15 protein-coding genes, 1 tRNA gene and 2 pseudogenes are annotated in these 23,207 nt (G+C 70.5%); 15 read left to right on the top strand and 3 right to left on the bottom strand.

Annotation, left to right across the window (positions count from 1 at the left end; all coding sequences use genetic code 11):
* The first annotated feature begins 84 nt into the window (after positions 1-84).
* The 5 genes from ACZZ0J_RS03475 (at position 85) to ACZZ0J_RS03455 (ending at position 3,914) form a co-directional block, all read left to right on the top strand.
* On the top strand, positions 85-768 hold the full coding sequence (locus ACZZ0J_RS03475; RefSeq protein WP_243650050.1) for a response regulator: 684 nt from the start codon (positions 85-87) through the stop codon (positions 766-768).
* Positions 765-2,273, top strand: a complete 1,509-nt coding sequence (locus tag ACZZ0J_RS03470) for an ATP-binding protein (protein WP_463434870.1) — start codon at positions 765-767, stop codon at positions 2,271-2,273. Before ACZZ0J_RS03475 ends, ACZZ0J_RS03470 begins: the two co-directional genes overlap by 4 nt.
* Positions 2,274-2,285: 12 nt before the next feature.
* Positions 2,286-2,367 (top strand) — tRNA-Leu (locus ACZZ0J_RS03465).
* Positions 2,368-2,491: 124 nt separating this feature from the next.
* Positions 2,492-3,097 carry an ANTAR domain-containing response regulator gene (locus ACZZ0J_RS03460; protein WP_071291723.1) on the top strand — a complete coding sequence of 202 codons (606 nt, stop codon included), beginning with the start codon at positions 2,492-2,494 and terminating at the stop codon, positions 3,095-3,097.
* Positions 3,098-3,374: 277 nt separating this feature from the next.
* Positions 3,375-3,914, top strand: coding sequence for an N-acetyltransferase family protein (locus ACZZ0J_RS03455; protein ID WP_463434866.1), 540 nt, complete (start codon positions 3,375-3,377; stop codon positions 3,912-3,914).
* Here the strand turns inward: ACZZ0J_RS03455 and ACZZ0J_RS03450 are convergent.
* Both ACZZ0J_RS03450 and ACZZ0J_RS03445 read right to left on the bottom strand, forming a co-directional pair.
* Complete coding sequence (locus ACZZ0J_RS03450; RefSeq protein ID WP_123339689.1) at positions 3,859-4,233, bottom strand: VOC family protein; 375 nt, start codon at positions 4,231-4,233, stop codon at positions 3,859-3,861. The two genes, ACZZ0J_RS03455 and ACZZ0J_RS03450, sit on opposite strands and share 56 nt — an antisense overlap.
* 29 nt (positions 4,234-4,262) lie before the next feature.
* A complete protein-coding gene (locus ACZZ0J_RS03445) occupies positions 4,263-4,631 on the bottom strand; it encodes a PaaI family thioesterase (RefSeq protein WP_111084165.1) in 369 nt (122 codons plus the stop codon).
* Positions 4,632-4,758: 127 nt separating this feature from the next.
* Here ACZZ0J_RS03445 and polA point away from each other — a divergent pair.
* From polA to ACZZ0J_RS03410, 7 genes and pseudogenes are all read left to right on the top strand, one after another.
* Positions 4,759-7,400, top strand: a pseudogene (polA, locus tag ACZZ0J_RS03440) (DNA polymerase I).
* Positions 7,401-7,517: 117 nt separating this feature from the next.
* Complete coding sequence (locus ACZZ0J_RS03435; RefSeq protein ID WP_463434863.1) at positions 7,518-9,197, top strand: DUF885 domain-containing protein; 1,680 nt, start codon at positions 7,518-7,520, stop codon at positions 9,195-9,197.
* A gap of 159 nt (positions 9,198-9,356) precedes the next feature.
* Positions 9,357-10,834, top strand: a pseudogene (gene rpsA, locus ACZZ0J_RS03430) (30S ribosomal protein S1).
* Between the two features lie 90 nt (positions 10,835-10,924).
* The gene (gene coaE / locus ACZZ0J_RS03425; protein ID WP_131920106.1) at positions 10,925-11,527 is read left to right on the top strand and encodes a dephospho-CoA kinase; all 603 of its coding nucleotides are present in this window, start codon (positions 10,925-10,927) and stop codon (positions 11,525-11,527) included.
* A gap of 202 nt (positions 11,528-11,729) precedes the next feature.
* Positions 11,730-12,431 (top strand): BPSS1187 family protein, encoded by a 702-nt coding sequence (locus ACZZ0J_RS03420; protein ID WP_463434859.1) that lies wholly within the window; start codon positions 11,730-11,732, stop codon positions 12,429-12,431.
* Between the two features lie 156 nt (positions 12,432-12,587).
* Positions 12,588-14,090, top strand: coding sequence for a class I adenylate-forming enzyme family protein (locus ACZZ0J_RS03415; protein ID WP_463434857.1), 1,503 nt, complete (start codon positions 12,588-12,590; stop codon positions 14,088-14,090).
* A complete protein-coding gene (locus ACZZ0J_RS03410) occupies positions 14,087-15,310 on the top strand; it encodes an acyltransferase (protein WP_463434855.1) in 1,224 nt (407 codons plus the stop codon). Before ACZZ0J_RS03415 ends, ACZZ0J_RS03410 begins: the two co-directional genes overlap by 4 nt.
* A gap of 29 nt (positions 15,311-15,339) precedes the next feature.
* Here ACZZ0J_RS03410 and ACZZ0J_RS03405 read toward each other — a convergent pair whose 3' ends face one another.
* The gene (locus ACZZ0J_RS03405) at positions 15,340-16,944 is read right to left on the bottom strand and encodes an MFS transporter (protein ID WP_463434853.1); all 1,605 of its coding nucleotides are present in this window, start codon (positions 16,942-16,944) and stop codon (positions 15,340-15,342) included.
* Positions 16,945-17,137: 193 nt separating this feature from the next.
* On the opposite strand from ACZZ0J_RS03405, the gene uvrB reads away from it, so the two are divergent.
* Genes uvrB through uvrA form a run of 3 tightly spaced genes read left to right on the top strand, consistent with a single transcriptional unit; the run spans position 17,138 to position 23,191 of the window.
* A complete protein-coding gene (gene uvrB / locus ACZZ0J_RS03400; protein WP_111084166.1) occupies positions 17,138-19,210 on the top strand; it encodes an excinuclease ABC subunit UvrB in 2,073 nt (690 codons plus the stop codon).
* Positions 19,200-20,168, top strand: coding sequence for an SDR family NAD(P)-dependent oxidoreductase (locus ACZZ0J_RS03395; RefSeq protein ID WP_463434851.1), 969 nt, complete (start codon positions 19,200-19,202; stop codon positions 20,166-20,168). The genes uvrB and ACZZ0J_RS03395 overlap by 11 nt, the downstream gene beginning before the upstream one ends.
* Positions 20,165-23,191: an excinuclease ABC subunit UvrA gene (uvrA, locus tag ACZZ0J_RS03390; protein ID WP_228505224.1), complete on the top strand. Its 3,027-nt coding sequence runs from the start codon at positions 20,165-20,167 to the stop codon at positions 23,189-23,191. Before ACZZ0J_RS03395 ends, uvrA begins: the two co-directional genes overlap by 4 nt.
* The last annotated feature ends 16 nt before the right edge of the window (positions 23,192-23,207 follow it).

Here is a 23,207-nt window from a genome sequence, read left to right as displayed (position 1 = left end):
CGAATCTGAAGCATGCCTGAAGCACAGGGGTTCTCCAGCGTCCTCCATGCTCGGTGGCCGCCGGAGCGCCCTACGGTGTCCGCCGTGCCTGTTCCCGCTCGAATCCTGGTCGTCGACGACGACGACTCCATCCGGACCTCCGTCGCGACGACCCTGCGTGCCGAGGGCTTCCTCGTCGCCGAGGCGTCCGACGGACGCGACCTCGTCGAGGACCTCCGCCGCGCCGCGCCCGACCTCGTCCTGCTGGACTGGATGCTGCCCGGGCCGAGCGGCATCGTGCTCGCCGGCCGGGTGCGCTCCACCTCGGACGCCGCCGTCGTGATGATGACCGCGCGGGACGAGCTCGACGAGCGGTTGCGCGGGTTCGCCGAGGGCGCCGACGACTACGTGGTGAAGCCGTTCGCGATGGCCGAGCTGGTGGCGCGGGTGACGGCGGTGCTCCGGCGGCGCGGGCGGATCCCGTCGGTCGTCGAGGTCGGCGACCTCGTCCTCGACCCGGACGCCGCCACCGCTCGGCGTGCCGGTGTCCTGCTCGACCTCACCGCGACGGAGTTCCGCCTGCTGCGGTTCCTCGCCGAGAGCCGGGGCCGCACGGTGTCGAAGGGGCAGATCACGACGCAGGTGTGGGGCTACGACGACGTCGCGGCGAACGTCGTCGAGGTCCACCTCAGCGCCCTCCGACGGAAGATGGAGGCGCACGGGCCGCGGCTCGTGCACACCGTCCGCGGCATCGGGTACCGGCTGAGCGACGAGCGGACGGCGGCGTGAGGGTCCACGACGGTGCGCTCCGCACGACCTCGCTGCGGCTGCGCACGGTCGTCGCGATCGTGGTCCTGCTCGCGGTGCTGCTCGCCGGGCTGGCGGTCGCCGTCGAGGTGCTGCTCGGCATCCGGCTGCGCGCCCAGGCCGAGGACCGGCTCCGCGACCGCGCATCTGCCGCCGCCGCACTCGTCGGGACCGTCGACGCCGAGGACCTCGCCGACCGGCTCTCCGCGCAGGGCCTGTCGGTGCGCATCGTCCAGCCGGACGGCGGGGCTGTCGAGGCCGGTCCGACACCGGACCAGCTCCGGACGGGGCCACCGGACCCGGGAGGGCTGCCGGCGACGGTGCCGCGGGGCAGCGGGCTCGTCGGCGGGACGACGCCCACGGCCGCGGCGACGCCCACGACCACCGAGGACGGCGCCACGGTCACGTCGTCGTCCGTGCGCGAGGACGACGGGGTGCTCACCCTCGTGAGCCGACTCGACGACGGCACGCGCATCACCCTGACCGCCGGGACCCGCGACGTGCAGGACACCCTGGTGCAGCTCGGCTGGGTGATGGGCGGTGCCTCCGCGGCGTTCCTCGGGGTCGCCGTCCTCGGGGTGGTGCTCGTCGTCCGACGATCCCTGCGGCCGCTCGACGAGATGGCGACGACCGCGCGGTCGATCGCGGGCGGCGACCGCGGACGGCGACTCCGGCCCTCGCGGCAGGACACCGAGATCGGCCGCGTCGCCGTCGCCCTGGACGAGATGCTCGACGCCGTCGAGGGCGCGGAGCGCGAGGCCGTCGCCGCGGAGGCACGGGTCCGCTCGTTCCTCTCCGACGCCGCGCACGAGCTGCGGACGCCGGTGGCCGGGGTCCGGGCAGCGGCCGACACCCTCGTGCGCGACGGTGGCGGCGACGTCGCCACGCGCGAGGTGCTCGCCGTGCACGTCGTCCGCCAGGCCGACCGAGCCGCGCGGCTCATCGACGACATGCTGACGATGGCCCGGCTCGACCGGGGGATCGAGCTCGACCGACGACCGGTGGACCTCGGTGCCTTCCTCGTCGCGGAGGGCGACCGGCTGCGGGTACGGCTGCCGTCCGTCGCACTCGAGGTCGTGGTGCCCGAGCGGCCCGTCTCCGCCGACGTCGACGCCGAGCGGCTCGCCCAGGTCGTCGGCAACCTCGTCGACAACGCCGCCCGAGCAGCGGGGCCCGCTGGCAGGATCGTCGTCTCCCTCGACGATCCGGGGGCCGGCCCCGTGGTCCGGGTGGCGGACGACGGTCCGGGCATCGCGACCCGGGACCGTGCGCGGGTGTTCGACCGACTCGTCCGGCTCGAGGCCGCTCGCGACGCCCGGTCCGGCGGGGCCGGACTGGGTCTGCCGATCGCACGGGGCATCGCCGAGGCGCACGGCGGGTCCCTGCAGCACGCCGAGGTCGGCGTGGACGGCGAAGCCGGCGTGCTCGGCGGTGCGGTGTTCGAGCTGCGGCTGCCGGCGGCGGTCGAGGGGCGGGGGTCCTGCTAGCCTGGAGGTCTCGCGAGTGTGGTGGAATCGGCAGACACGGGGCACTCAAAATGCTCTGCCTCACGGCGTGCGGGTTCAAGTCCCGCCACTCGTACAACGCATGCTCACGGCGTGCGGGGCTGTTCCGGTACCGCGTCCCGCCACCCGTACAACGCTTTCTGGCAACCTGAGCCGTGTGCTGACATGAAGCACTTCTGACGTCTAGTAGGCTTGCGGCTGTGAGTGACACAGAAGCAACTGCAACAGCACCGCGCCGCGTCGTCGTCGCCGAGGACGAGTCGCTCATCCGCCTCGACATCGTCGAGATCCTCCGCGACAACGGGTTCGACGTGGTCGGCGAGGCCGGCGACGGCGAGACCGCCGTGCAGCTCGCCACCGACCTCCGCCCCGACCTCGTCGTGATGGACGTCAAGATGCCCCAGCTCGACGGCATCTCCGCAGCCGAGAAGCTGTCCAAGAACCACATCGCTCCGGTGGTCCTCCTCACGGCGTTCAGCCAGAAGGACCTCGTCGAGCGTGCGACCGAGGCCGGCGCGCTGGCCTACGTGGTCAAGCCGTTCACCCCGAACGACCTGCTCCCCGCGATCGAGATCGCCCTCTCGCGGTACCAGCAGATCATCACGCTCGAGGCCGAGGTCGCCGACCTGGTCGAGCGCTTCGAGACCCGCAAGCTCGTCGACCGTGCCAAGGGCCTGCTCAACGAGAAGATGGGCCTCACCGAGCCCGAGGCGTTCCGCTGGATCCAGAAGGCCTCGATGGACCGCCGTCTGACCATGCACGACGTCGCCAAGGCGATCATCGAGCAGCTCAGCGCCAAGAAGTAGCACCACCCGTCGCTCACGCCAGCGCCGTCGGACCCCGGTCCGGCGGCGCTGCTGCGTTCCCGGCGCGCGGGGCGCTCGGTGCGTGTGCATGTTGCGACACGACACCGGTCGATCGACGCGTGCTCTGTCGAAGTGTGCGGACGCATCCGGTGCGTGTGCATGTTGCGACGAGCTACCGGTTGATCGACGCGTGTTCTGTCGGAGTGTGCGGACGCATGCGCGCGCGCGGCGACGAGCGCGCGGGGCGGTGGAGGCGACCACCTGGCAGGCTGGAGGGGTGGACGACGTGGTGATCCGGGCCTCCCGGCCTGACGACATGCCGGCGGTGGCCGACCTGCGGTGGCGGTGGAGTGTCGGCGAGGGCGGCGCCGAGCCGGCCGCGACGCCGGACGACTACCGCGCGGCGATGACGGCCTTCGCACTCGAACACCCGGACACGCACCGGTGCGTGGTCGCGGAGCGCGACGGTGCGGTGCTCGGGATGGCGTGGCTCGGACTCGTCGCCCGGCCGCCGACCCCGGACCGGCCGGGCCGACGCCTGACCGCCGACGTGCAGACCGTCTACGTGCACCCCGACCTGCGCGGGCTCGGCGTCGCCGGACGACTCGTCACCACGCTGCTCGACATCGCGGACGACCTCGGTGTCGAGCGGACCTCGGTGCACCTCGAGCGTGGACGGAGAACGGCTCTACCGACGGCTCGGCTTCGGCGACGCACGGCTGCTGCTGCAGCGTCCGCCCGAGGACTGAGCGCTCGGCGCCTCAGCCGCGCGCGGGCAGCTGCTGGAGTGTCCAGGCGTTGCCGTCGGGGTCGGTGAAGAAGACGAAGCGACCCCAGGCCAGTTCGTCGACACCGATCGCGTGCACGCCGAGCCCCTGCAGGTGTGCGAGGGCCTCGTCGGCGTCGGGCACCACCACCTGGACGGACTTCAGCGACCCGGGCTGGACGTCGGGGGACATGATGCCCTCGCCGAACGCGATCGAGCACGCCGATCCGGGTGGGGTGGCCTGCACGAACCGCACGTCGTCGGACACGCGCTGGTCGTGGTCGATCGTGAAGCCGATGCGTTCGTAGAACTCGCGGGCCCGGTCGACGTCGCTGACGGGGACCATGACGAGTTCGATCTTCCAGTCCATGACGGACTCCCTGCGTCGGTGCGAGGGGTTCAGCGTGCCTCGCGGATGAGGTTGGTGATGCGGACGGTGGAGCAGCGGCGCCCCTGGTCGTCGGTGAGCACGATCTCGTGCGTGGTGAGCGTGTTGCCGAGGTGGATCGCGGTGCAGACACCGGTGACGGTGCCGGACGTGGCGCTGCGGGTGTGCGAGGCGTTCAGCTCGATGCCGACGGCGTAGCGGCCCTCGCCGGCGTGCACGTTGGCGGCCATCGAACCGAGGCTCTCGGCGAGGACGACGTAGGCGCCCCCGTGCAGCAGGCCGACCGGTTGGCGGTTGCCCTCGACCGGGATGCTGCCGACGGCGCGGTCGGCCGACATCTCGGTGATGACCATGCCCATCTTGTCGGCGAGCTCGCCCATCCCGCGGGCTGCGAGGCGCTCGTCGACGTTCCCGGTGATGGTGGCTTCGTCGGTCACGCGCTCGAACTCCCGTGTCGGATGGCGTCGGTAGGCTGTCCGGGTGTCGGACTCCGCAAAGCCTACCCTCATGGTCATCGACGGCCACTCGCTCGCCTTCCGGGCCTTCTACGCGCTGCCGGTCGACAGTTTCGTGAACCGCGACGGGCAGCACACGAACGCCATCCACGGCTTCATCTCGATGCTGCTCATGCTCCTGCAGCGCGAGAAGCCGACGCACCTGGCGGTGGCGTTCGACATCTCCCGGTTCTCGTTCCGCACCCGTGAGTACGAGGCGTACAAGGGCACCCGCTCCGAGACCCCGGCCGAGTTCAAGGGGCAGATCCCGCTGCTGCAGCAGGCGCTCGAGGCGATGGGCATCACCACCGTGACGAAGGAGGACTACGAGGCCGACGACATCCTCGCGACCCTGTCGTCCCAGGGTGCTGCGCAGGGGTACCAGGTGTACGTCGTCTCCGGCGACCGCGATGCCATCCAGCTCGTCAACGACGACGTGACGCTGCTGTACCCGTCGGTCCGTGGCGTCTCCGAGCTCACCCGGTACGACCGCGACAAGGTGTACGAGCGCTACGGCATCGAGCCGCACCAGTACCCGGACATCGCCGCGCTCGTCGGCGAGACCAGCGACAACCTGATCGGCATCGACAAGGTCGGCGAGAAGACCGCGGTGAAGTGGGTCACGCAGTACGGCTCGCTCGAGGGGGTCCTCGAACACGCCGACGAGATCAAGGGCGTCGTCGGCAACAACCTGCGCGAGCAGCAGGACCGTGCCGTCCGCAACCGCCGGCTGAACCGCCTGGTCACCGACGTCGACCTGCCCGTCGGTCCGGCCGACGTCGCGCTCCGTCCCCTCGACGAGGCCGCCGTGCGCGAGCTGTTCGCCAAGCTGCAGTTCCGGACGCTGCTCGACCGCGTCTTCAAGGTCGCCGGCTCCGGTGAGCCGTCCGAGCAGCCGGCCGAGGGCGGGGTGACGGACGGTGCCGCGACCCCGCCGTCGGTGAAGACCCTGATCGACGAGGAACTCGGGTACTGGCTCGAGCGCCGCAACGCGTCCGAGGCGGCGAACGGCTACGGCGTCGCGGTCGAGGTCATCGACGGCCGACTCAGCACCATCGGCATCGCCACGCACGACGACGCCGTCCAGGTGCCCGGTGGCAGCGGCGCGAAGGACTACGAGCAGCTGTCGGCGTGGTTCGCCTCCGACGCCCCGAAGCACTTCCACGACGCCAAGACCGCGATCAAGGTGCTCGCGACCGCGGGCTTCGTCGTGAACGGCATCGCCGGCGACGCCCGCATCACGGGGTGGCTCGCCCAGCCCGGCAAGCAGGGCAGCCCCTGGCCGACCTCGTCTACCAGGAGCTCGGTGAAGAGCTCCCCACCGCCGACCCGAACCAGCTCGTGCCGGAGACCGACCCGGTGAACGTCGGCGTGCACGCGTGGTTCGTCCTGCGGGTCACCACGGCGCTCCGTGCCCGGATCGACGAGTCGTCGCTCAAGGTCCTCGACGACATCGAGCTCCCGCTGGTGTCGGTGCTCGCGAGCATGGAGACGATCGGTGTCGGCATCGACCGCCCGGTGCTCACGGGGTTGTCGAAGGAACTGGGGGAGCGTGCTGCCGACCTGGCGCAGCAGGCGTTCGCCGAGATCGGGCACGAGGTGAACCTCGGGTCCCCGAAGCAGCTGCAGGAAGTCCTGTTCACCGAGCTCGCGATGCCCAAGACCCGCAAGACGAAGACCGGGTTCTCGACCGACGCCGCGAGCCTGGCCGACCTGCAGGAGCAGCACCCGCACCCGTTCCTCGGCCTGCTGCTGCAGCACCGCGACGCCACGAAGCTCCGCCAGATCGTCGACACGCTCGACGCGGCGATCGTCGACGGGCGCATCCACACCCGGTACGAGCAGACCGGCAGCAGCACCGGCCGCATCTCGTCGACCGACCCGAACCTGCAGAACATCCCGGTGAAGACCGCGGTCGGACGCCGGGTCCGGTCGGCGTTCGCCGTCGCGGAGCCGTACACGACGCTCATCACGGCCGACTACTCGCAGATCGAGATGCGCATCATGGCGCACCTGTCCGGCGACCCCGGTCTCATCCAGGCCTTCAACGAGGGCGAGGACCTGCACCGCTTCGTCGGCGCCCGCGTGTTCGGTGTCGAGCCGTCCGAGGTCTCCGCCGAGATGCGCACCAAGGTCAAGGCGATGTCGTACGGCCTGGCCTACGGGCTGAGCGCGTTCGGGCTGTCGAAGCAGCTCCGCATCGAGCAGTCCGAGGCCCGGACGCTCATGACCGAGTACTTCGCCCGGTTCGGTGCCGTGCGCGACTACCTGCGCAACGTCGTCGAGCAGGCGCGCGAGGACGGCTACACCGAGACGATCTTCGGTCGTCGTCGCCCCTTCCCGGACCTGAAGAGCCCGAACCGCGTCCTGCGCGAGAACGCCGAGCGTGCCGCGCTGAACGCGCCGATCCAGGGCTCGGCGGCCGACATCATGAAGATCGCGATGCTCGGCGTCGACCAGGACCTGCGCGACGGCGGACTCGAGTCGCACCTGCTGCTCCAGGTGCACGACGAGCTCATCCTCGAGGTCGCGCCCGGCGAGCAGGACCGCGTCGAGGAGATCCTGCGCACCCGGATGGGCAACGCGGCGGAGCTCACCGTGCCGCTCGACGTCTCGGTCGGTCTCGGTGCGAACTGGGAGAGCGCGGCGCACTGACCGCGGGTCGCGACGCGACCACAGGACGGACGGGAGGCCCGGTGCCAGCTGGCACCGGGCCTCCCGTCCGATGCGCGCCCGGCCAACGGAGCCTGCCGACGTGGGTAGGGTCGGAGCATGAGCGAAGAGCGTCCCGTCCGCCAGCAGACCGCCGTCGACCACGTGGCCGAGGGATGGGTCGCCACCCTCGTCGACCTCGACCCGACGACGGCCACGTACATCGGTGTGCCGGGTCGCACGGGGGAGTACGGCGACACCTCGCCCGCCGGCGCGGCCGCCCTGGCCGACGCGGCACGGGCCGCGAAGCGCACGCTCGACGCCGCGGCCGCGGTGGACCCCGTCGACGAGGTCACGAAGGCGGACCTCGGCGCCGAACTCGACCTGGTGCAGGAGTCGTACGCGCGGAAGCTGCACCTCCGCGACCTCAACGTGATCGCGAGCCCGGCCCAGTCCGTCCGCGAGATCATCGACCTGATGCCGACGGCGACCGAGTCGGACTGGCACGACGTCGCCAGCCGACTGCACGCGCTGCCGGACGCGCTCGAGGGCATCCGCGAGACCCTGCTCGAGGGCACGCGCGAGGACGTCACCCCGGCGAAGCGGCAGGTCGCCCTGGTCGCGGAGCAGGCCGCCCGCAACGGTGCCGAGGACGGCTTCTTCCGCCGGCTCGCCGAGGGTGCGGCGTTCGACGACGGCTCTCCCGTGCCGGACTCGCTCCGTGCCGAGCTGACCCGCGGGGCCGAGGTCGCGTCGGCCGCGTACCGGAGCCTCGGGCAGTTCCTCGAGCACGAGCTGTTGCCGCTCGCCACCCCGGTCGACGCCGTCGGGCGCGAGGCCTACGAGCTGCACTCCCGCCGGTTCCTCGGTGCTGTCGTCGACCTCGACGAGACGTACGAGTGGGGCCTCGAGGAACTCGCTCGCATGCGTGACGAGCAGGAGCGGATCGCGGACCGGATCGAGCCGGGTGCGAGCGTCGCCCGGGCCATCGAGGTGCTCGACACCGACCTGTCGCGGATCCTGCACGGCACGGACGCCCTGCAGCGCTGGATGCAGGAGACGAGCGACGCCTCCGTCGCGGCGATGGCCGGCACGTACTTCGACATCCCGGACCCGATCCGCCGGCTGGAGTGCCGCATCGCCCCGACGCAGGAGGGCGGCATCTACTACAGCGGGCCGTCCGACGACTTCTCGCGCGCTGGCCGGATGTGGTGGTCGGTGCCCGAGGGCGTCACCGAGTTCGGCACCTGGCGCGAGAAGACGACCGTCTACCACGAGGGCGTCCCCGGTCACCACCTGCAGATCAGCCAGGGCGTCTACAACCGCGGTGAACTGAACACGTGGCGCCGCCAGCTGTCCGGCTCGTCCGGACACGTCGAGGGCTGGGCGCTCTACGCCGAGCGCCTGATGGAGCAGCTCGGGTTCCTCGACGACGACGGCGACCGGCTGGGCATGCTCGACGGCCAGCGCATGCGTGCCGCCCGCGTGGTGCTCGACATCGGCGTGCACCTGCAGAAGACCAACCCGGACGGCGGCGGCTGGACGTGGGAGTACGCCCTCGACTTCATGCGCGAGAACGTCAACATGGACGACGCGTTCGTGCAGTTCGAGGTCGCACGGTACTTCGGGTGGCCCGGACAGGCGCCGTCGTACAAGGTGGGCCAGCGCGTGTGGGAGTCGATCCGCGACGAGGTGGCCGCCCGCGAAGGCGCCGACTTCGACCTGAAGTCGTTCCACCGTCGTGCGCTCGCCCTCGGCAGCATCGGTCTCGACACGCTGCGGAGCGCGCTGCTCGGCTGACGCGCGGGTGACACGCCCGGTTGTGGGGCTCCGCCGGTGCGGTTAGACTTGTGCGGCGCAATCCGCGTCACACAATCAATCGCCACGGCGGTGCACCACGGGGGTCTCGGCTCCTCGCCCGCCACGGCCCGACTCATGTCCGTTCGGAGCAATCTCTACATGACAACCACTACGACCAAGGCTCCTAAGCAGGTCGCCATCAACGACATCGGTTCGGCTGATGACTTCCTGGCCGAGGTCGAGAAGACCCTGAAGTTCTTCAACGACGGTGATCTCATCTCCGGCACCGTCGTGAAGATCGACCGCGACGAGGTCCTCCTCGACGTCGGTTACAAGACCGAGGGCGTCATCCCCTCGCGCGAGCTCTCGATCAAGCACGACGTCGACCCCAACGAGGTCGTCAAGGTCGGCGACGAGGTCGAGGCCCTGGTCCTCCAGAAGGAGGACAAGGAAGGCCGCCTCATCCTGTCCAAGAAGCGTGCGCAGTACGAGCGCGCATGGGGCGACGTCGAGAAGATCAAGGAGTCCGACGGCGTCGTGACCGGCACGGTCATCGAGGTCGTCAAGGGTGGCCTGATCGTCGACATCGGTCTCCGCGGCTTCCTCCCCGCCTCGCTCATCGAGCTCCGTCGCGTCCGCGACCTCACGCCGTACCTCGGCCAGGAGATCGAGGCGAAGATCCTCGAGCTCGACAAGAACCGCAACAACGTGGTCCTGTCGCGCCGTGCGCTCCTCGAGCAGACGCAGTCCGAGTCCCGGACCACGTTCCTCAACAACCTGCACAAGGGCCAGGTCCGCAAGGGCATCGTGTCCTCGATCGTCAACTTCGGTGCGTTCGTGGACCTCGGTGGCGTCGACGGTCTCGTCCACGTCTCCGAGCTCAGCTGGAAGCACATCGAGCACGCCAGCGAGGTCGTCGAGGTCGGTCAGGAAGTCACCGTCGAGATCCTCGAGGTCGACCTGGACCGTGAGCGCGTGTCGCTCTCGCTCAAGGCGACGCAGGAGGACCCGTGGCAGGTCTTCGCCCGCACCCACGCGATCGGTCAGATCGCACCGGGCAAGGTCACGAAGCTCGTCCCGTTCGGCGCCTTCGTCCGCGTTGCCGACGGCATCGAGGGCCTGGTGCACATCTCCGAGCTCTCGAACAAGCACGTCGAGCTCGCCGAGCAGGTCGTCTCGGTCAACGACGAGGTCTTCGTCAAGATCATCGACATCGACCTCGACCGTCGCCGCATCTCGCTCAGCCTCAAGCAGGCGAACGAGGGCGTGGACCCCGAGGGCACCGAGTTCGACCCGGCGCTCTACGGTATGCCGACCGAGTACGACGACAAGGGTGACTACAAGTACCCGGACGGCTTCGACCCGGAGACGAACGAGTGGCTCGAGGGCTACGACACCCAGCGCACCGAGTGGGAGGGCCAGTACGCGGCCGCCCAGGGTCGTTGGGAAGCCCACAAGGCGCAGGTCGCGAAGACCATCGCCGACGAGGAAAAGGGTGGCTTCGACCTCCCGGCCGGCGCTTCGACGTCGTCCGCTTCCTCGTCGTCGTCGTTCTCGAGCGAGACCGGTGGTGCAAGCCCCTCGCCGACGACGCTTCGCTGGCGGCGCTCCGCGAGAAGCTCAGCTCGACCAACTGATCGAGCGAGTCGCACTGACCGGAAGCCCGGCATCCCCCAGGGGTGCCGGGCTTCCGGCGTTTCCACGCTGCGGGTCGTTACCCTGTCGCAGTGCGCATCATCGGTCTCACGGGCGGCATCGCCGCGGGCAAGTCGACGGTCTCCAAGCGGTGGGCGGAGCACGGCGGGATCGTCGTCGATGCCGACCGGCTGGCACGGGACGCCGTCGCACCCGGCAGCCCCGGGCTCGCGCAGGTCGCCGAGCGGTTCGGCTCCTCGGTGATCGCGGCCGACGGCTCGCTCGATCGTCCCGCGCTCGGCGCGATCGTGTTCTCCGACCCGGCGGCACGCAAGGACCTCGAGGCGATCACCCACCCCGAGGTCTGGCGGCTCGCCCAGCGTGCCTTCGACGCGGCAGAAGCCGCCGACCCGGACGCCGTCGTCGTGTACGACGTGCCGCTGCTCGCCGAGGCCCGCGGATCCCGCCCGCTCCGGTTCGATGCGGTCGTGGTCGTCGACGCCCCCGCCGCGCAGCGCATCGAGCGGCTGGTCGAACACCGTGCGATGGCCCGCGACGAGGCCGAGCGCCGAGTCGCCGCACAGGCGAGCGACGCCGACCGTCTCGCCCTCGCCGACCACGTCGTCGACGCGACGGGCACACTCGACCAGACGATCCGGTCGGCCGACGAGGTGTGGTCGCGGATCACCTCGTGAAGCACCGGCTGCTGCTCGTCCTCGCCGCGATCGTGCTCGTCGCGATCGGCGGCGGAGCGCTGTTCGCGGCGAACCTCCTCGGTGCGCAGCGCATCGAGGACGACGGACGCGTCCCGACGATCGACCGCTCGCACGCCGCCGCGCCGCCATCGGGCGACGAGCGCGGACCCGAGGGGAGTTCCACCGGTTCCGGCTCGGCACCGTGGGCGGCGAACGGCTCACCCCGAACCGCGACGACTTCGCCGCCCGCACCTCGGCCGGCGGCCCCCTGCTGCTGTTCCTGCCCGCGACGCGGTCGCGGCCGGCGGAGTACCAGCGGTTCCTCGGACAGGCCCTCGCCGACGGCTACCACGTGCTCGGGCTGGACTACTGGAACCTCGGACGCACCCTGTCCGGCACGTGCGAGGCCGACGCCCGCTGCTACGGCATGGTGCAGCGCAACCGGTTCGACGGCACCCGCCAGTCCGAGTTCAGTTCGGTGACGCCCGCCGGGTCGATCGTGTCGCGCTTCCGTGACGCGGTGGCCTACCTCGACGACCACGACCCCGACGGCGGGTGGGGCCGCTTCGTGAAGGGCGACGACGACATCGCCTGGCAGGACATCGTCGTGGCCGGACACTCCCAGGGCGGCGGCGAGGCGGCGTACATCGCGCACATCCGGTCCGTGCGCGGCGCGCTGATGTTCTCGTCGCCCGTCGAGTCACGCGGTCCGTCGCACGCGGCCTGGATGAACCGTCCCGGCAAGACCCCGTCGCCCGGATGTACGCCGTCGACGACGTCCGCGACGCCTTCGGCCCGCGGATCACCGGGTCGTGGCGGGTCCTCGGGCTCGACGGCGTCGACGGCCCCTTCCGGACGGACACCGATCCACCGCCAGCCGGCGCGGACCCGCACGCGATCCTGACCGACGTCCGGGGCCGGGGGAAGGCGCACTCGTTCATCATCAAGGACTCCACGCCGCTCGGACCGGACGGGGACCCCCGGATGACCGCGCTCTGGCAGTGGATGCTGCACCGGTTCCCCTCTGACGGCTCATAGGGTCGCGCAATAGCCTCTGCTGGTGCAGCCCGTCGACGGAGAACCCGACCTGCGCTCGCTCATCCGCGACCGCGCGGCGGAGAGCCCCGAGCGCCCCTACCTGGAGGACGCCCGTTCCGCGCGCGTCCTGACCTACCGAGCACTCGAGGACGCCGTGACCGCCTGGTCCGCGACGTTCGACGCGATCGGCGTGCCCGCCTCCGGAGCCGTCCTCGTCGACGTCGGCGACCCCATCGCGTTCGCCGTGGTGCACCTGACCGCCGTGGCGACCGGGCGCCGTGCCGTCCCGGTCGACACCGGACAACCGGCGACCGAGCCGGCCCGTCTCGCCGACCTGATCGGCGGGGCCTCGATCGTGGTGTCGGACCGCGCCGTGGACGGGACCGTCCCCGGGGTGCCCGCCAGCGGGATCGACGCGGCCACGTTCCTCCCGGCCGCCGTCCGTGACGGTGACGTGCCCACGCAGAGTCCGGACGCACCGGGCGAGGGCTCCGTGGTGCTCTTCACCTCCGGGTCGACCGGCGCTCCGAAGGGCGTCGAGCTGCCGGAGTCGCAACTGCTGTTCGTCGCGCGGGCGGTCGCGCGGCACAACGGGTTGACCGGCCGCGACCGCGGGTTCAACTCGCTGCCGTTGTTCCACGTCAACGCCGAGGTCGTCGGCCTGCTGGCGACGCTCGTCGCCGGGGCGACGCTCGTGCTCGACGTGCGCTTCCGGCGGACCGGGTTCTGGGAACTGCTCGCCGAGCGGCGCATCACCTGGCTGAACGCGGTGCCGGCGATCCTCGCCGTGCTCGCGAAGACCGGGCCACTGGACTTCCCGGAGGGCCTCCGGTTCGTCCGGAGTGCTTCGGCACCGCTGCCGGACCCGGTGCGGACGGCACTCGGAGACGTCCCGCTCGTCGTGAGCTGGGGGATGACCGAAGGTGCGTCGCAGATCACCGCGACACCGTTGGACGCGCCTGCTCGCCCGGGGACCGTCGGCGTGCCCGTCGGGTCCGAGGTGCAGGCACGCGACGAGGACGGTGCTGCCCTGCCCGCCGACGAGGTCGGTGCACTGTGGGTGCGCGGACCGGGGATCGTCGGGCGCTACCTGATCGGGCGCGCATCCGACCGCTTCGACGCCGACGGCTGGCTGAGCACCGGCGATGTGGGGTCCGTCGCTTCGGACGGCTGGGTCTCGCTCGCGGGACGCTCCGACGACGTCATCAACCGTGGCGGCGAGAAGGTCTACCCCTCCGAGGTCGAGGACGTCCTGCTCGGCGATCCCCGGGTGCTCGAAGCCGTGGTGGTCGGGCGGCCGGACGACGTGCTCGGGGCCGTGCCGGTGGCGTACGTGATCCTGCAGCAGGACGCAGCCGACGAAGCGGACGCCGCTGCGCTCGTCGCCGACCTGACCGCGCGCGCCGTGGCCCACCTGACCCGCTTCCGCCGCCCCGTCGAGATCATCGTGGTCCCCGACCTGCCGCGCGCGCCCACCGGCAAGGTGCAGCGGGCGAAGGTGCGGACGATGGCGCAGCCGTCGTGACCGGCGCCCAGCCGCAGCCACAGGCCCAGCCGCAGCCGCAGGCCCGGCCGCAGGCCCAGCCGCGGCCGCAGGCCCAGACCCCGACCCGCACCGCGGCGGGCAAGCCGCGCCACCTGTACGAGGTCGACGTCCTCCGGATCCTGACCTTCGCCTGCGTCATCGGCGTGCACACCACGAGCCACACGGCCGCGTCCGACGACGTCGGCCTGAACGCGCTGCTCGCCCTGCTGCACTTCACCCGGCTCGTCTTCTTCTCGCTGACGGCCTTCGTGCTCGTCTACAGCTACACGCTGCGACCGCGGCCGATGGCGCAGTTCTGGCCGAAGCGGTTCCTGCTCGTCGGTGTGCCGTACCTGGCGTGGTCGTTCGTGTACGTCGGCTCGAGCTGGCTCCTCAGCAGCACCCGTCGGGGCGACGTGCCCGACCTGGTGCGCACGCTCGCCGAGGGCATCGTCACCGGCTCGTCCTGGTACCACCTGTACTTCCTGCTCGTGACCATGCAGGTGTACCTGCTGCTGCCGGTCATCGTGTGGCTGGTCCGGAAGACCCGCGGGCACCACGTCACGACGCTCGTCGTGGCGCTGGTGGTGCAGCTCGTCGTCTTCGCCGGGTACAAGTACTTCCCGGCGAGCGACGCCTGGCTGCACGGCTACCAGAAGCAGTTCTTCTTCTCGTACGTGTTCTTCATCGTCTCCGGGGCGATCGCCGCCGACCACGCCGACGCGTTCCTCCGGTTCATCCGGGTGCACCGCCGGGCCGTGCTCTGGGCGTTCGCCGGCGTCGGCGCGCTGACGCTCGGCGTCTGGGCACTCCAGGTCGCCCTCGGCCAGTCGCTCTACGCCGCCGGGACTCCGCTGCAACCGATCGAGGCCGTGTGGAGCACCGCGGTCTTCGTCGGCTTCCTGGCGATCGGTGCGCGCTGGGCGGATCGTCGGCGTCCCGGCAGCCCGGTCGCGCGCTTCGTCGACTACGCCTCGGACCGGTCGTTCGGGATCTTCCTGAGCCACCCGTTCCTCATCTGGATCCTGCTGTACGGCGACAGCTGGCTCGAGGCCGTGTTGCCGCGGCCGTGGCTGACGCTCGTCACGTACCTGCTCGTGGTGGTGCTGTCGGTGGCGGTCACCGAGGCGTTCCGGTGGACCCCGCTGAGCGTGCCGCTCACCGGCCGGCCGTCGCTCGCGTCCCGCGCCCAGCGTCGGGCCCGCGGCCCGCAGCGCTGACCCGCGCCTTCCGGGCGTCCCTGGTCGGTTCACCCGACCAGGGACGCCCGTTCCTGCTGCTGTGCGCGGCGGTGGACACGCTGCGCGGCGGTGGACGCGCTGCGCGGCGGTGGACGCGCTGCGCGGCGGACGGGAGGCGCGGGTCGGCCTGGACCCGGGCCTCCCGTCCGCCGGCCGGGGACCACCAGGCCCCGCGCACGTCCCGTGGGTCCGGTTGCGGACAGCGGAATCGGGCGTACCTGGTCGTTCCTCCCGACCAGGTACGCCCGATTCGGCACGGCGTGCCGCTGACAGTGCGCGTCGCGGGTCAGGGCGCGCTGCTCGGCGGCGGGGGTGCCGACCTCGAGGACGCCGTTCGTCGACGTGAGCCGCTGCGGCTTCATGAACCACGCGACGACCGCCGCGGCGCCGAGCAGCACGCACGACAGGGCGAACGGCAGCTGCCAGCCGGACGCGTCGATGAGCAGCCCGAAGACGATCGGGGAGACCACGCCGGCGATGCCGAAGCCGGTGTTCATGAAGCCGGACGCGGTGCCGGACCACTGCGGGGCGACGTCCATCGGGATCGCCCAGAGGTTCGCGTTGCAGAGCTCCAGGAAGAAGAACGACAGCGCGAGCGAGATCGTCGCGACGAGCAGGCCCTGCCCGATGACGAGCGGGATGAGGCAGACGAGCGACCCGCCGAGTCCGATCACCAGGACGGTCCGTCGGGCGTTCCGGGTGTTGCCGCCGCGGTGGATGATCCGGTCGCTGAGCATGCCGCCGACCGTGTCCCCGACGACGCCGGCGAGCAGGATGAGCGTGGTGAAGAGCGCGAAGTCGCCGATCTCGAGCCCGTAGGTCGAGCTGAGGAACGTCGGCAGCCACGTGAGGAACACCCAGAGGGTCCAGCCGTAGCCGAAGTCGACGAAGGTCACCGGCAGGATCTGCCGCGCCATCTGCCGCCACGGCACCGGCGGACGCGTCGCACGCGTCTCGACGGGTGGGAGCTCGTCGATCTCGACCTGCGTGATGCCCTTCGTGGACTCGGGCTTGTCGCGGAACCAGACGAACCAGACGATGCCCCAGGCGAAGGACAGGACCGCCGTGGCGAAGAACGCCCACCGCCAGCTGCCCGTCGAGCCGATCACCCAGGCGACGAGCAGCGGGGCCAACGCGTTGCCGAGCCGGGCCGCGGAGTGCACGACGCCCTGCGCGAAGCCGTTGCGGTCGCGGGGGATCCAGCGGGTCATGGCCTGGGTCGCGGTCGGGAACGCCGCGGCCTCGCTGAGCCCGAGGAGCGCCCGGGCCGCGAACAGGGTCCAGAAGCCGACGGCGAAGCCGGTCCACAGTGTCGCGACGCCCCACACCACGGTGATGACGAAGAGGGCCTTGCGCGGTCCGAACTTCTCGCTGATCGTGCCGCCGAAGACCTGCAGCAGCGCGTACGGCAGCGAGAACGCGGACACGATCAGGCCCGCGGTGGCCTCGTTGAAGCCGAACTCCTCGGTGATGTGCGGCAGCGCCGTCGAGATGTTCGTCCGGTCGATGTACGAGATCGCGTACATGCAGCAGAGCAGGAGGAGCACTCGTCCGCGGATGCGACCGCGGAACGGGGTGCCCTTCGTCGGTGCGGCGGGGGTCGCCGTCGTCATGGGGCCTCTTCGGGTGTGGCTCGTGCTGGCTCGTCGGGGACGTGCGGAGCGATCGGGTTGCTGAACGGACCGGACGCTATGCCCGCTGGTTATCAGCGGACTTGGAGGCTGCTTGGCGAGGACGATACGCCGAGGGCGAGCAGGGGCGCCGGTGTCAGGGGTGCCGACTACCGTTGAGGGCATGGGTGTTGCGATCGAACCGACCCGAGCGGTACGTCCGTTCGAGGTCATCAGCGAGTACACGCCGAGTGGCGACCAGCCAGCGGCCATCGCCGAGCTCGCCGGGCGCATCAACGCCGGTGAGACCGACGTCGTGCTGCTCGGTGCGACCGGTACGGGCAAGTCGGCGACGACCGCGTGGCTCATCGAGCAGGTGCAGCGGCCGACGCTCGTGCTCGCGCACAACAAGACCCTCGCCGCGCAGTTGGCGAACGAGTTCCGCAGTCTGATGCCGAACAACGCGGTCGAGTACTTCGTGTCGTACTACGACTACTACCAGCCCGAGGCGTACGTCCCGCAGACGGACACCTTCATCGAGAAGGACTCCTCGGTCAACGCCGAGGTCGAGCGGCTCCGGCACTCGACGACCAACTCGCTGCTCAGCCGGCGCGACGTCGTCGTGGTGTCGACGGTGTCCTGCATCTACGGTCTCGGCACACCCGAGCAGTACATGAACGCCTCGGTGGCACTGCACGTCGGGCAGACGATCTCGCGCGACCAGCTCGTGCGCAAGTTCGTCTCGATGCAGTACCAGCGCAACGACGTCGACTTCGCCCGCGGTACCTTCCGCGTGCGCGGCGACACCATCGAGATCATCCCGATGTACGAAGAGCACGCCATCCGGATCGAGATGTTCGGCGACGAGGTCGAAGCGCTCTCCTCCCTGCACCCGCTGACCGGCAACGTGATCAACGACCTGCCCGCCGTCTCGATCTTCCCGGCGTCGCACTACGTCGCCGACACCGACGTCATGCACCGCGCCATCGTCGACATCAAGGCGGAGCTCGCCGAGCGCCTGGCCGAGCTCGAGGGACAGGGCAAGCTGCTCGAGGCCCAGCGGCTCCGCATGCGCACCACGTTCGACATCGAGATGATGGAGCAGATCGGCTTCTGCTCGGGCATCGAGAACTACTCGCGGCACATGGACGGCCGCGTCGCGGGCGAGGCGCCGCACTGCCTCATCGACTACTTCCCCGACGACTTCCTCATCGTCATCGACGAGTCGCACGTCACCGTGCCGCAGATCGGCGCGATGTACGAAGGCGACGCCTCGCGCAAGCGCACCCTGGTCGACCACGGGTTCCGGCTGCCGAGCGCGCTCGACAACCGTCCGCTGCGGTTCGAGGAGTTCCTCGACCGCGTCGGGCAGAAGGTCTTCCTGTCGGCGACGCCCGGTCGGTACGAGCTCGGCATCACGGACAGCGTCGTCGAGCAGATCATCCGCCCGACCGGCCTGGTCGACCCCGAGATCGTGGTGAAGCCGAGCGACGGCCAGATCGACGACCTGCTCGAGGAGATCAAGCAGCGCGTCGACAAGGACGAGCGCGTGCTCGTCACGACCCTGACGAAGCGCATGGCGGAAGAACTGACTGACTTCCTCGGCAACGCCGGTGTGCGGGTGCGGTACCTGCACTCCGACGTCGACACCCTGAAGCGCGTCGAACTGCTGACCGAACTGCGGCAGGGCGTCTACGACGTGCTCGTCGGCATCAACCTGCTGCGAGAAGGCCTCGACCTGCCCGAGGTGTCCCTGGTGGCCATCCTCGACGCCGACAAGGAAGGCTTCCTGCGGTCGTCCACGTCGCTCATCCAGACGATCGGTCGTGCGGCCCGCAACGTGTCGGGCCAGGTGCTCATGTACGCCGACAAGATGACCGACTCGATGAAGACCGCGATCGAGGAGACCGATCGTCGTCGCGAGAAGCAGGTCGCGTACAACCTGGAGCGCGGCATCGACCCGCAGCCGCTCCGCAAGAAGATCGCCGACATCACCGAGGTGCTGCAGCGCGAGAACGACGACACCAAGGCGCTGCTGCAGGGTCGTCCCGGCGCCGACGGTCGCCGCTCGCCCACGCCCAACCTGAAGCGCGGCGGCATCGCGGGCGAGGGTGCGACCCAGCTCGAGGCGACGATCGGCGACCTCAACGACCAGATGCTCCAGGCGGCGGCGGAGCTGAAGTTCGAACTCGCCGCGCGACTCCGCGACGAGGTGCAGGACCTGAAGAAGGCGCTGCGGCAGATGGAGTCGGCCGGGCATGTCAGCTGACGGTCGCCGCACGGTCGTCGTCACCGGGGCGAGCGCGGGCCTCGGGTACCACGCGGCCGAGCAGCTCGCCGCGTCGGGGCACCGGGTCGTGCTCGCTACCCGCGACCGCGGTCGGGCCGCAGCGGCAGAACGGAGCATCCGCCGGCACGTGGACGGAGCCTCGTTGGCGCACGTGCACCTCGACCTCGCCGACCTCGACTCCGTCCGTGCCGCCGCCGACGAGCTCGCGGCCCTCGAACCGGACGGCGTCGACGCGATCGTGAACAACGCCGGTGTCGTCGGGGCCTCGACCCCGAGCACCACCGCACAGGGCACCGAGCTGCAGATCGGCACGAACCACCTGGGGCACTTCGCCTGGACGGCGCTGACGATGCCGCTGCTCGAACGGTGCAGCGGCCGCGTCGTGCACCTCGGGTCGATCGCGCACCGGTGGGCCCGTCTCGCCACAGGCGACCCGTTCCGCGTCGGCCACTACTCCAGTTACCGGCAGTACGGCCGCAGCAAGCTCGCGGTGATGCTGTTCGGCTTCGAACTCGCCCAGCGGTTGGCGGATGCGGGCTCGTCCGTCGCCAGCGTGGTCGCGCACCCCGGGCTGTCGCTCGACGCGCTCTCGCCGGAGCGCCCGGACGTCGCACCGTCGCGCCCGGAGCCCGCGTGGACCCGGCCGGCGCAGCGGCTGTACGCCCAGGGCAAGGACGCCGGTGCCGAGCCCCTCGTGCACGCTGCGGTCGCCGCGGACGTGCGATCGGGGAGTACTGGGGCCCGGCCGGGTGGATGCAGCTGCGCGGACCTGCAACCGTGGTCCGTGCCGAGCCGCGCGCACACGACCGGACCGCCGCCGCTCGGCTCTGGACGGCAAGCGAGCGTCGTTCCGGGGTCGCGTTCGCTCTCGACGCACTCGTCTGACACCGACTCGCGGGCGGATGTCGGACCCCTTTCGTACAATCGACGGCGATGACAATCACCTCTGACCGCGGCACCGCGACCTCGGGCCGGAACGCCTTCGGCGAGCCGACCGACCCCCACCTCCCCGGCGTGACCGTCCCGACCGGCTCCTCGACGCTCAGCGTCCGCGGGGCCCGGGTGCACAACCTCCGGAACGTCGACCTCGAGATCCCCCGTGACTCCCTCGTGGTGTTCACCGGCCTGTCCGGATCCGGCAAGTCGTCACTGGCCTTCGACACGATCTTCGCCGAGGGACAGCGACGCTACGTCGAGTCCTTGTCCGCCTACGCCAGGCAGTTCCTCGGCCAGGTCGACCGGCCCGACGTCGACTTCATCGAAGGGCTCTCGCCCGCGGTGTCGATCGACCAGAAGTCGACGAACCGCAATCCGCGGTCGACGGTGGGCACGATCACCGAGGTCTACGACTACATGCGTCTGCTCTGGGCGCGCATCGGGGTGCCGCACTGCCCGACGTGTGGCGAGGTCATCAGCAAGCAGACCGTGCAGCAGATCGCCGACCAGCTCATGGAGTTCGAGTCCGGCACGCGCTTCCAGGTGCTCGCCCCGGTCATCTCCAAGAAGAAGGGCGAGTTCGTCGACCTCTTCCAGGAACTCGCGGCGTCCGGCTACGCCCGCGCGATCGTCGACGGTGAGCGCATCCAGCTCAGCGACCCGCCGAAGCTCAAGAAGCAGGTCAAGCACGACATCTCGGTGATCGTCGACCGTCTGGTGTCGAACGAGGACATCCTCGGTCGGCTCACCGACTCGCTCGAGACGGCACTGCGCTTGACCGGTGGCACGGTCGGCATCGACCTGGTCGACCACGACGGCCCCGGTGCGGTGCGCACCTACTCCGAGAACCTGTCGTGCCCGAACAACCACCCGCTCGCGCTGACCGAGATCGAGCCCCGCACGTTCTCGTTCAACGCGCCGTTCGGCGCCTGCCCGGAGTGCTCCGGGCTCGGCACGCGCATGTCGGTGGACCCGGACCTGGTGCTCGGCGACCCCGACGCCTCGCTGCGTGACGGCGTCCTGCTGCCCTGGACCGGAGCGAGCGGGCTGTACTCGTACTTCGAGAAGCTCCTCGCCGGCCTCGGCAAGGACCTCGGGTTCACGCTCGACACCCCGTGGAGCCAGCTGGATGCCTCGGTGCAGGCCGCGATCCTGACGGGCAAGGACTTCCAGGTGTCGGTGTCCTGGCGCAACCGGTTCGGCCGCGAGATGCGCTACACCAGCGGGTTCGAGGGCGTCATGCCCTACATCGAGCGCAAGTTCGCCGAGGCCGAGTCGGACTCGCAGCGCCAGCGCTTCCAGGGCTACCTGCGCGAGGTCCCGTGCCCGGTGTGCGAGGGAACACGCCTCAAGCCCGAGGTCCTGGCGGTCACGGTCGACGGCCGCAGCATCGCCGACGTCACCGACATGTCCCTCGACAACGCGTACGCGTTCATGGACACCCTGACGCTCACCGACCGCGAAGCGCACATCGCCGCGGCGGTGCTGCGCGAGATCCGGGCGCGCCTCGAGTTCCTGCTCGAGGTCGGCCTGAACTACCTGACCCTGGCGCGCGGTGCCGGCGGGCTCTCCGGTGGCGAAGCACAGCGCATCCGTCTCGCGACGCAGATCGGCTCCGGCCTGACCGGCGTGCTGTACGTGCTCGACGAGCCGAGCATCGGGCTGCACCAGCGGGACAACCGCCGCCTCATCGACACCCTGGTCAAGCTCAAGGACCTCGGCAACACGCTGATCGTCGTCGAGCACGACGAGGACACCATCCGCACGGCCGACTGGGTCGTCGACATCGGCCCCGGGGCCGGTGTCAACGGCGGCAACGTCGTGCACTCGGGCTCGTACGAGGGCATCATCGCGAACCGCGAGTCGGTGACGGGGGACTACCTCGCCGGCCGTCGTGCGATCGAGGTCCCCGCCGAGCGTCGCAAGGTCAACCTGAAGCGCACCATCAGCGTGCAGGGCGCACGGGCGAACAACCTGAAGACGATCGACGCCGACTTCCCGCTCGGGGTGTTCACCGCCGTCACCGGCGTGAGCGGGTCGGGCAAGTCCACCCTGGTCAACGACATCCTGTACAAGGTGCTCGCGAACCAGCTCAACGGTGCGCGGCACATCGCCGGCAAGCACACCCGCGTCAAGGGTCTCGACCAGCTGGACAAGGTCGTGCACGTCGACCAGGCCCCGATCGGCCGCACGCCGCGGTCGAACCCGGCGACCTACACGGGCGTGTTCGACCGGATCCGTCAGCTGTTCGCCGAGACACCCGAGGCGAAGACCCGTGGCTACCAGCCCGGTCGGTTCAGCTTCAACGTCAAGGGCGGCCGGTGCGAGAACTGCTCCGGCGACGGCACGATCAAGATCGAGATGAACTTCCTGCCCGACGTCTACGTCGCGTGCGAGGTCTGCGGCGGCGCGCGCTACAACCGCGAGACGCTCCAGGTCCACTACAAGGGCAAGAGCATCTCCGAGGTCCTGGACATGCCGATCAGCGAGGCGGCCGAGTTCTTCGAGCCGATCTCGGCGATCCACCGGTACATGGCGACGCTCGTCGACGTGGGCCTCGGGTACGTCCGTCTCGGCCAGAGCGCGACCACGCTCTCCGGTGGCGAGGCGCAGCGCGTGAAGCTCGCCACCGAGCTGCAGCGCCGTTCGAACGGCCGGACCGTCTACGTGCTCGACGAGCCGACGACGGGTCTGCACTTCGAGGACGTCCGCAAGCTGCTCATCGTGCTGCAGAGCCTGGTCGACAAGGGCAACACCGTCATCACGATCGAGCACAACCTCGACGTGATCAAGTCGGCCGACTGGGTCATCGACATGGGCCCAGAGGGTGGCGCCGGCGGCGGTACGGTGCTCGCCACCGGCACCCCGGAGCACGTGGCCGACGTGCCGGAGAGCTTCACGGGCGTCTTCCTGCGCGAGATCTTCGACGCACAGGACGCCCGGGTCGGCAAGCAGCAGGCGGTGGAGGCCCGCACGGCGAGCCGACCGGGAAAGTCGACCAAGCAGAAGGCGGGTGCACGGTAGGTGGCGGACACCGTTC

The organism is Curtobacterium sp. AC272, from assembly GCF_979258155.1.
The sequence above is the reverse complement of the archived record's forward strand: the minus strand, read 5'-3'. Positions and strand labels throughout refer to the sequence as shown.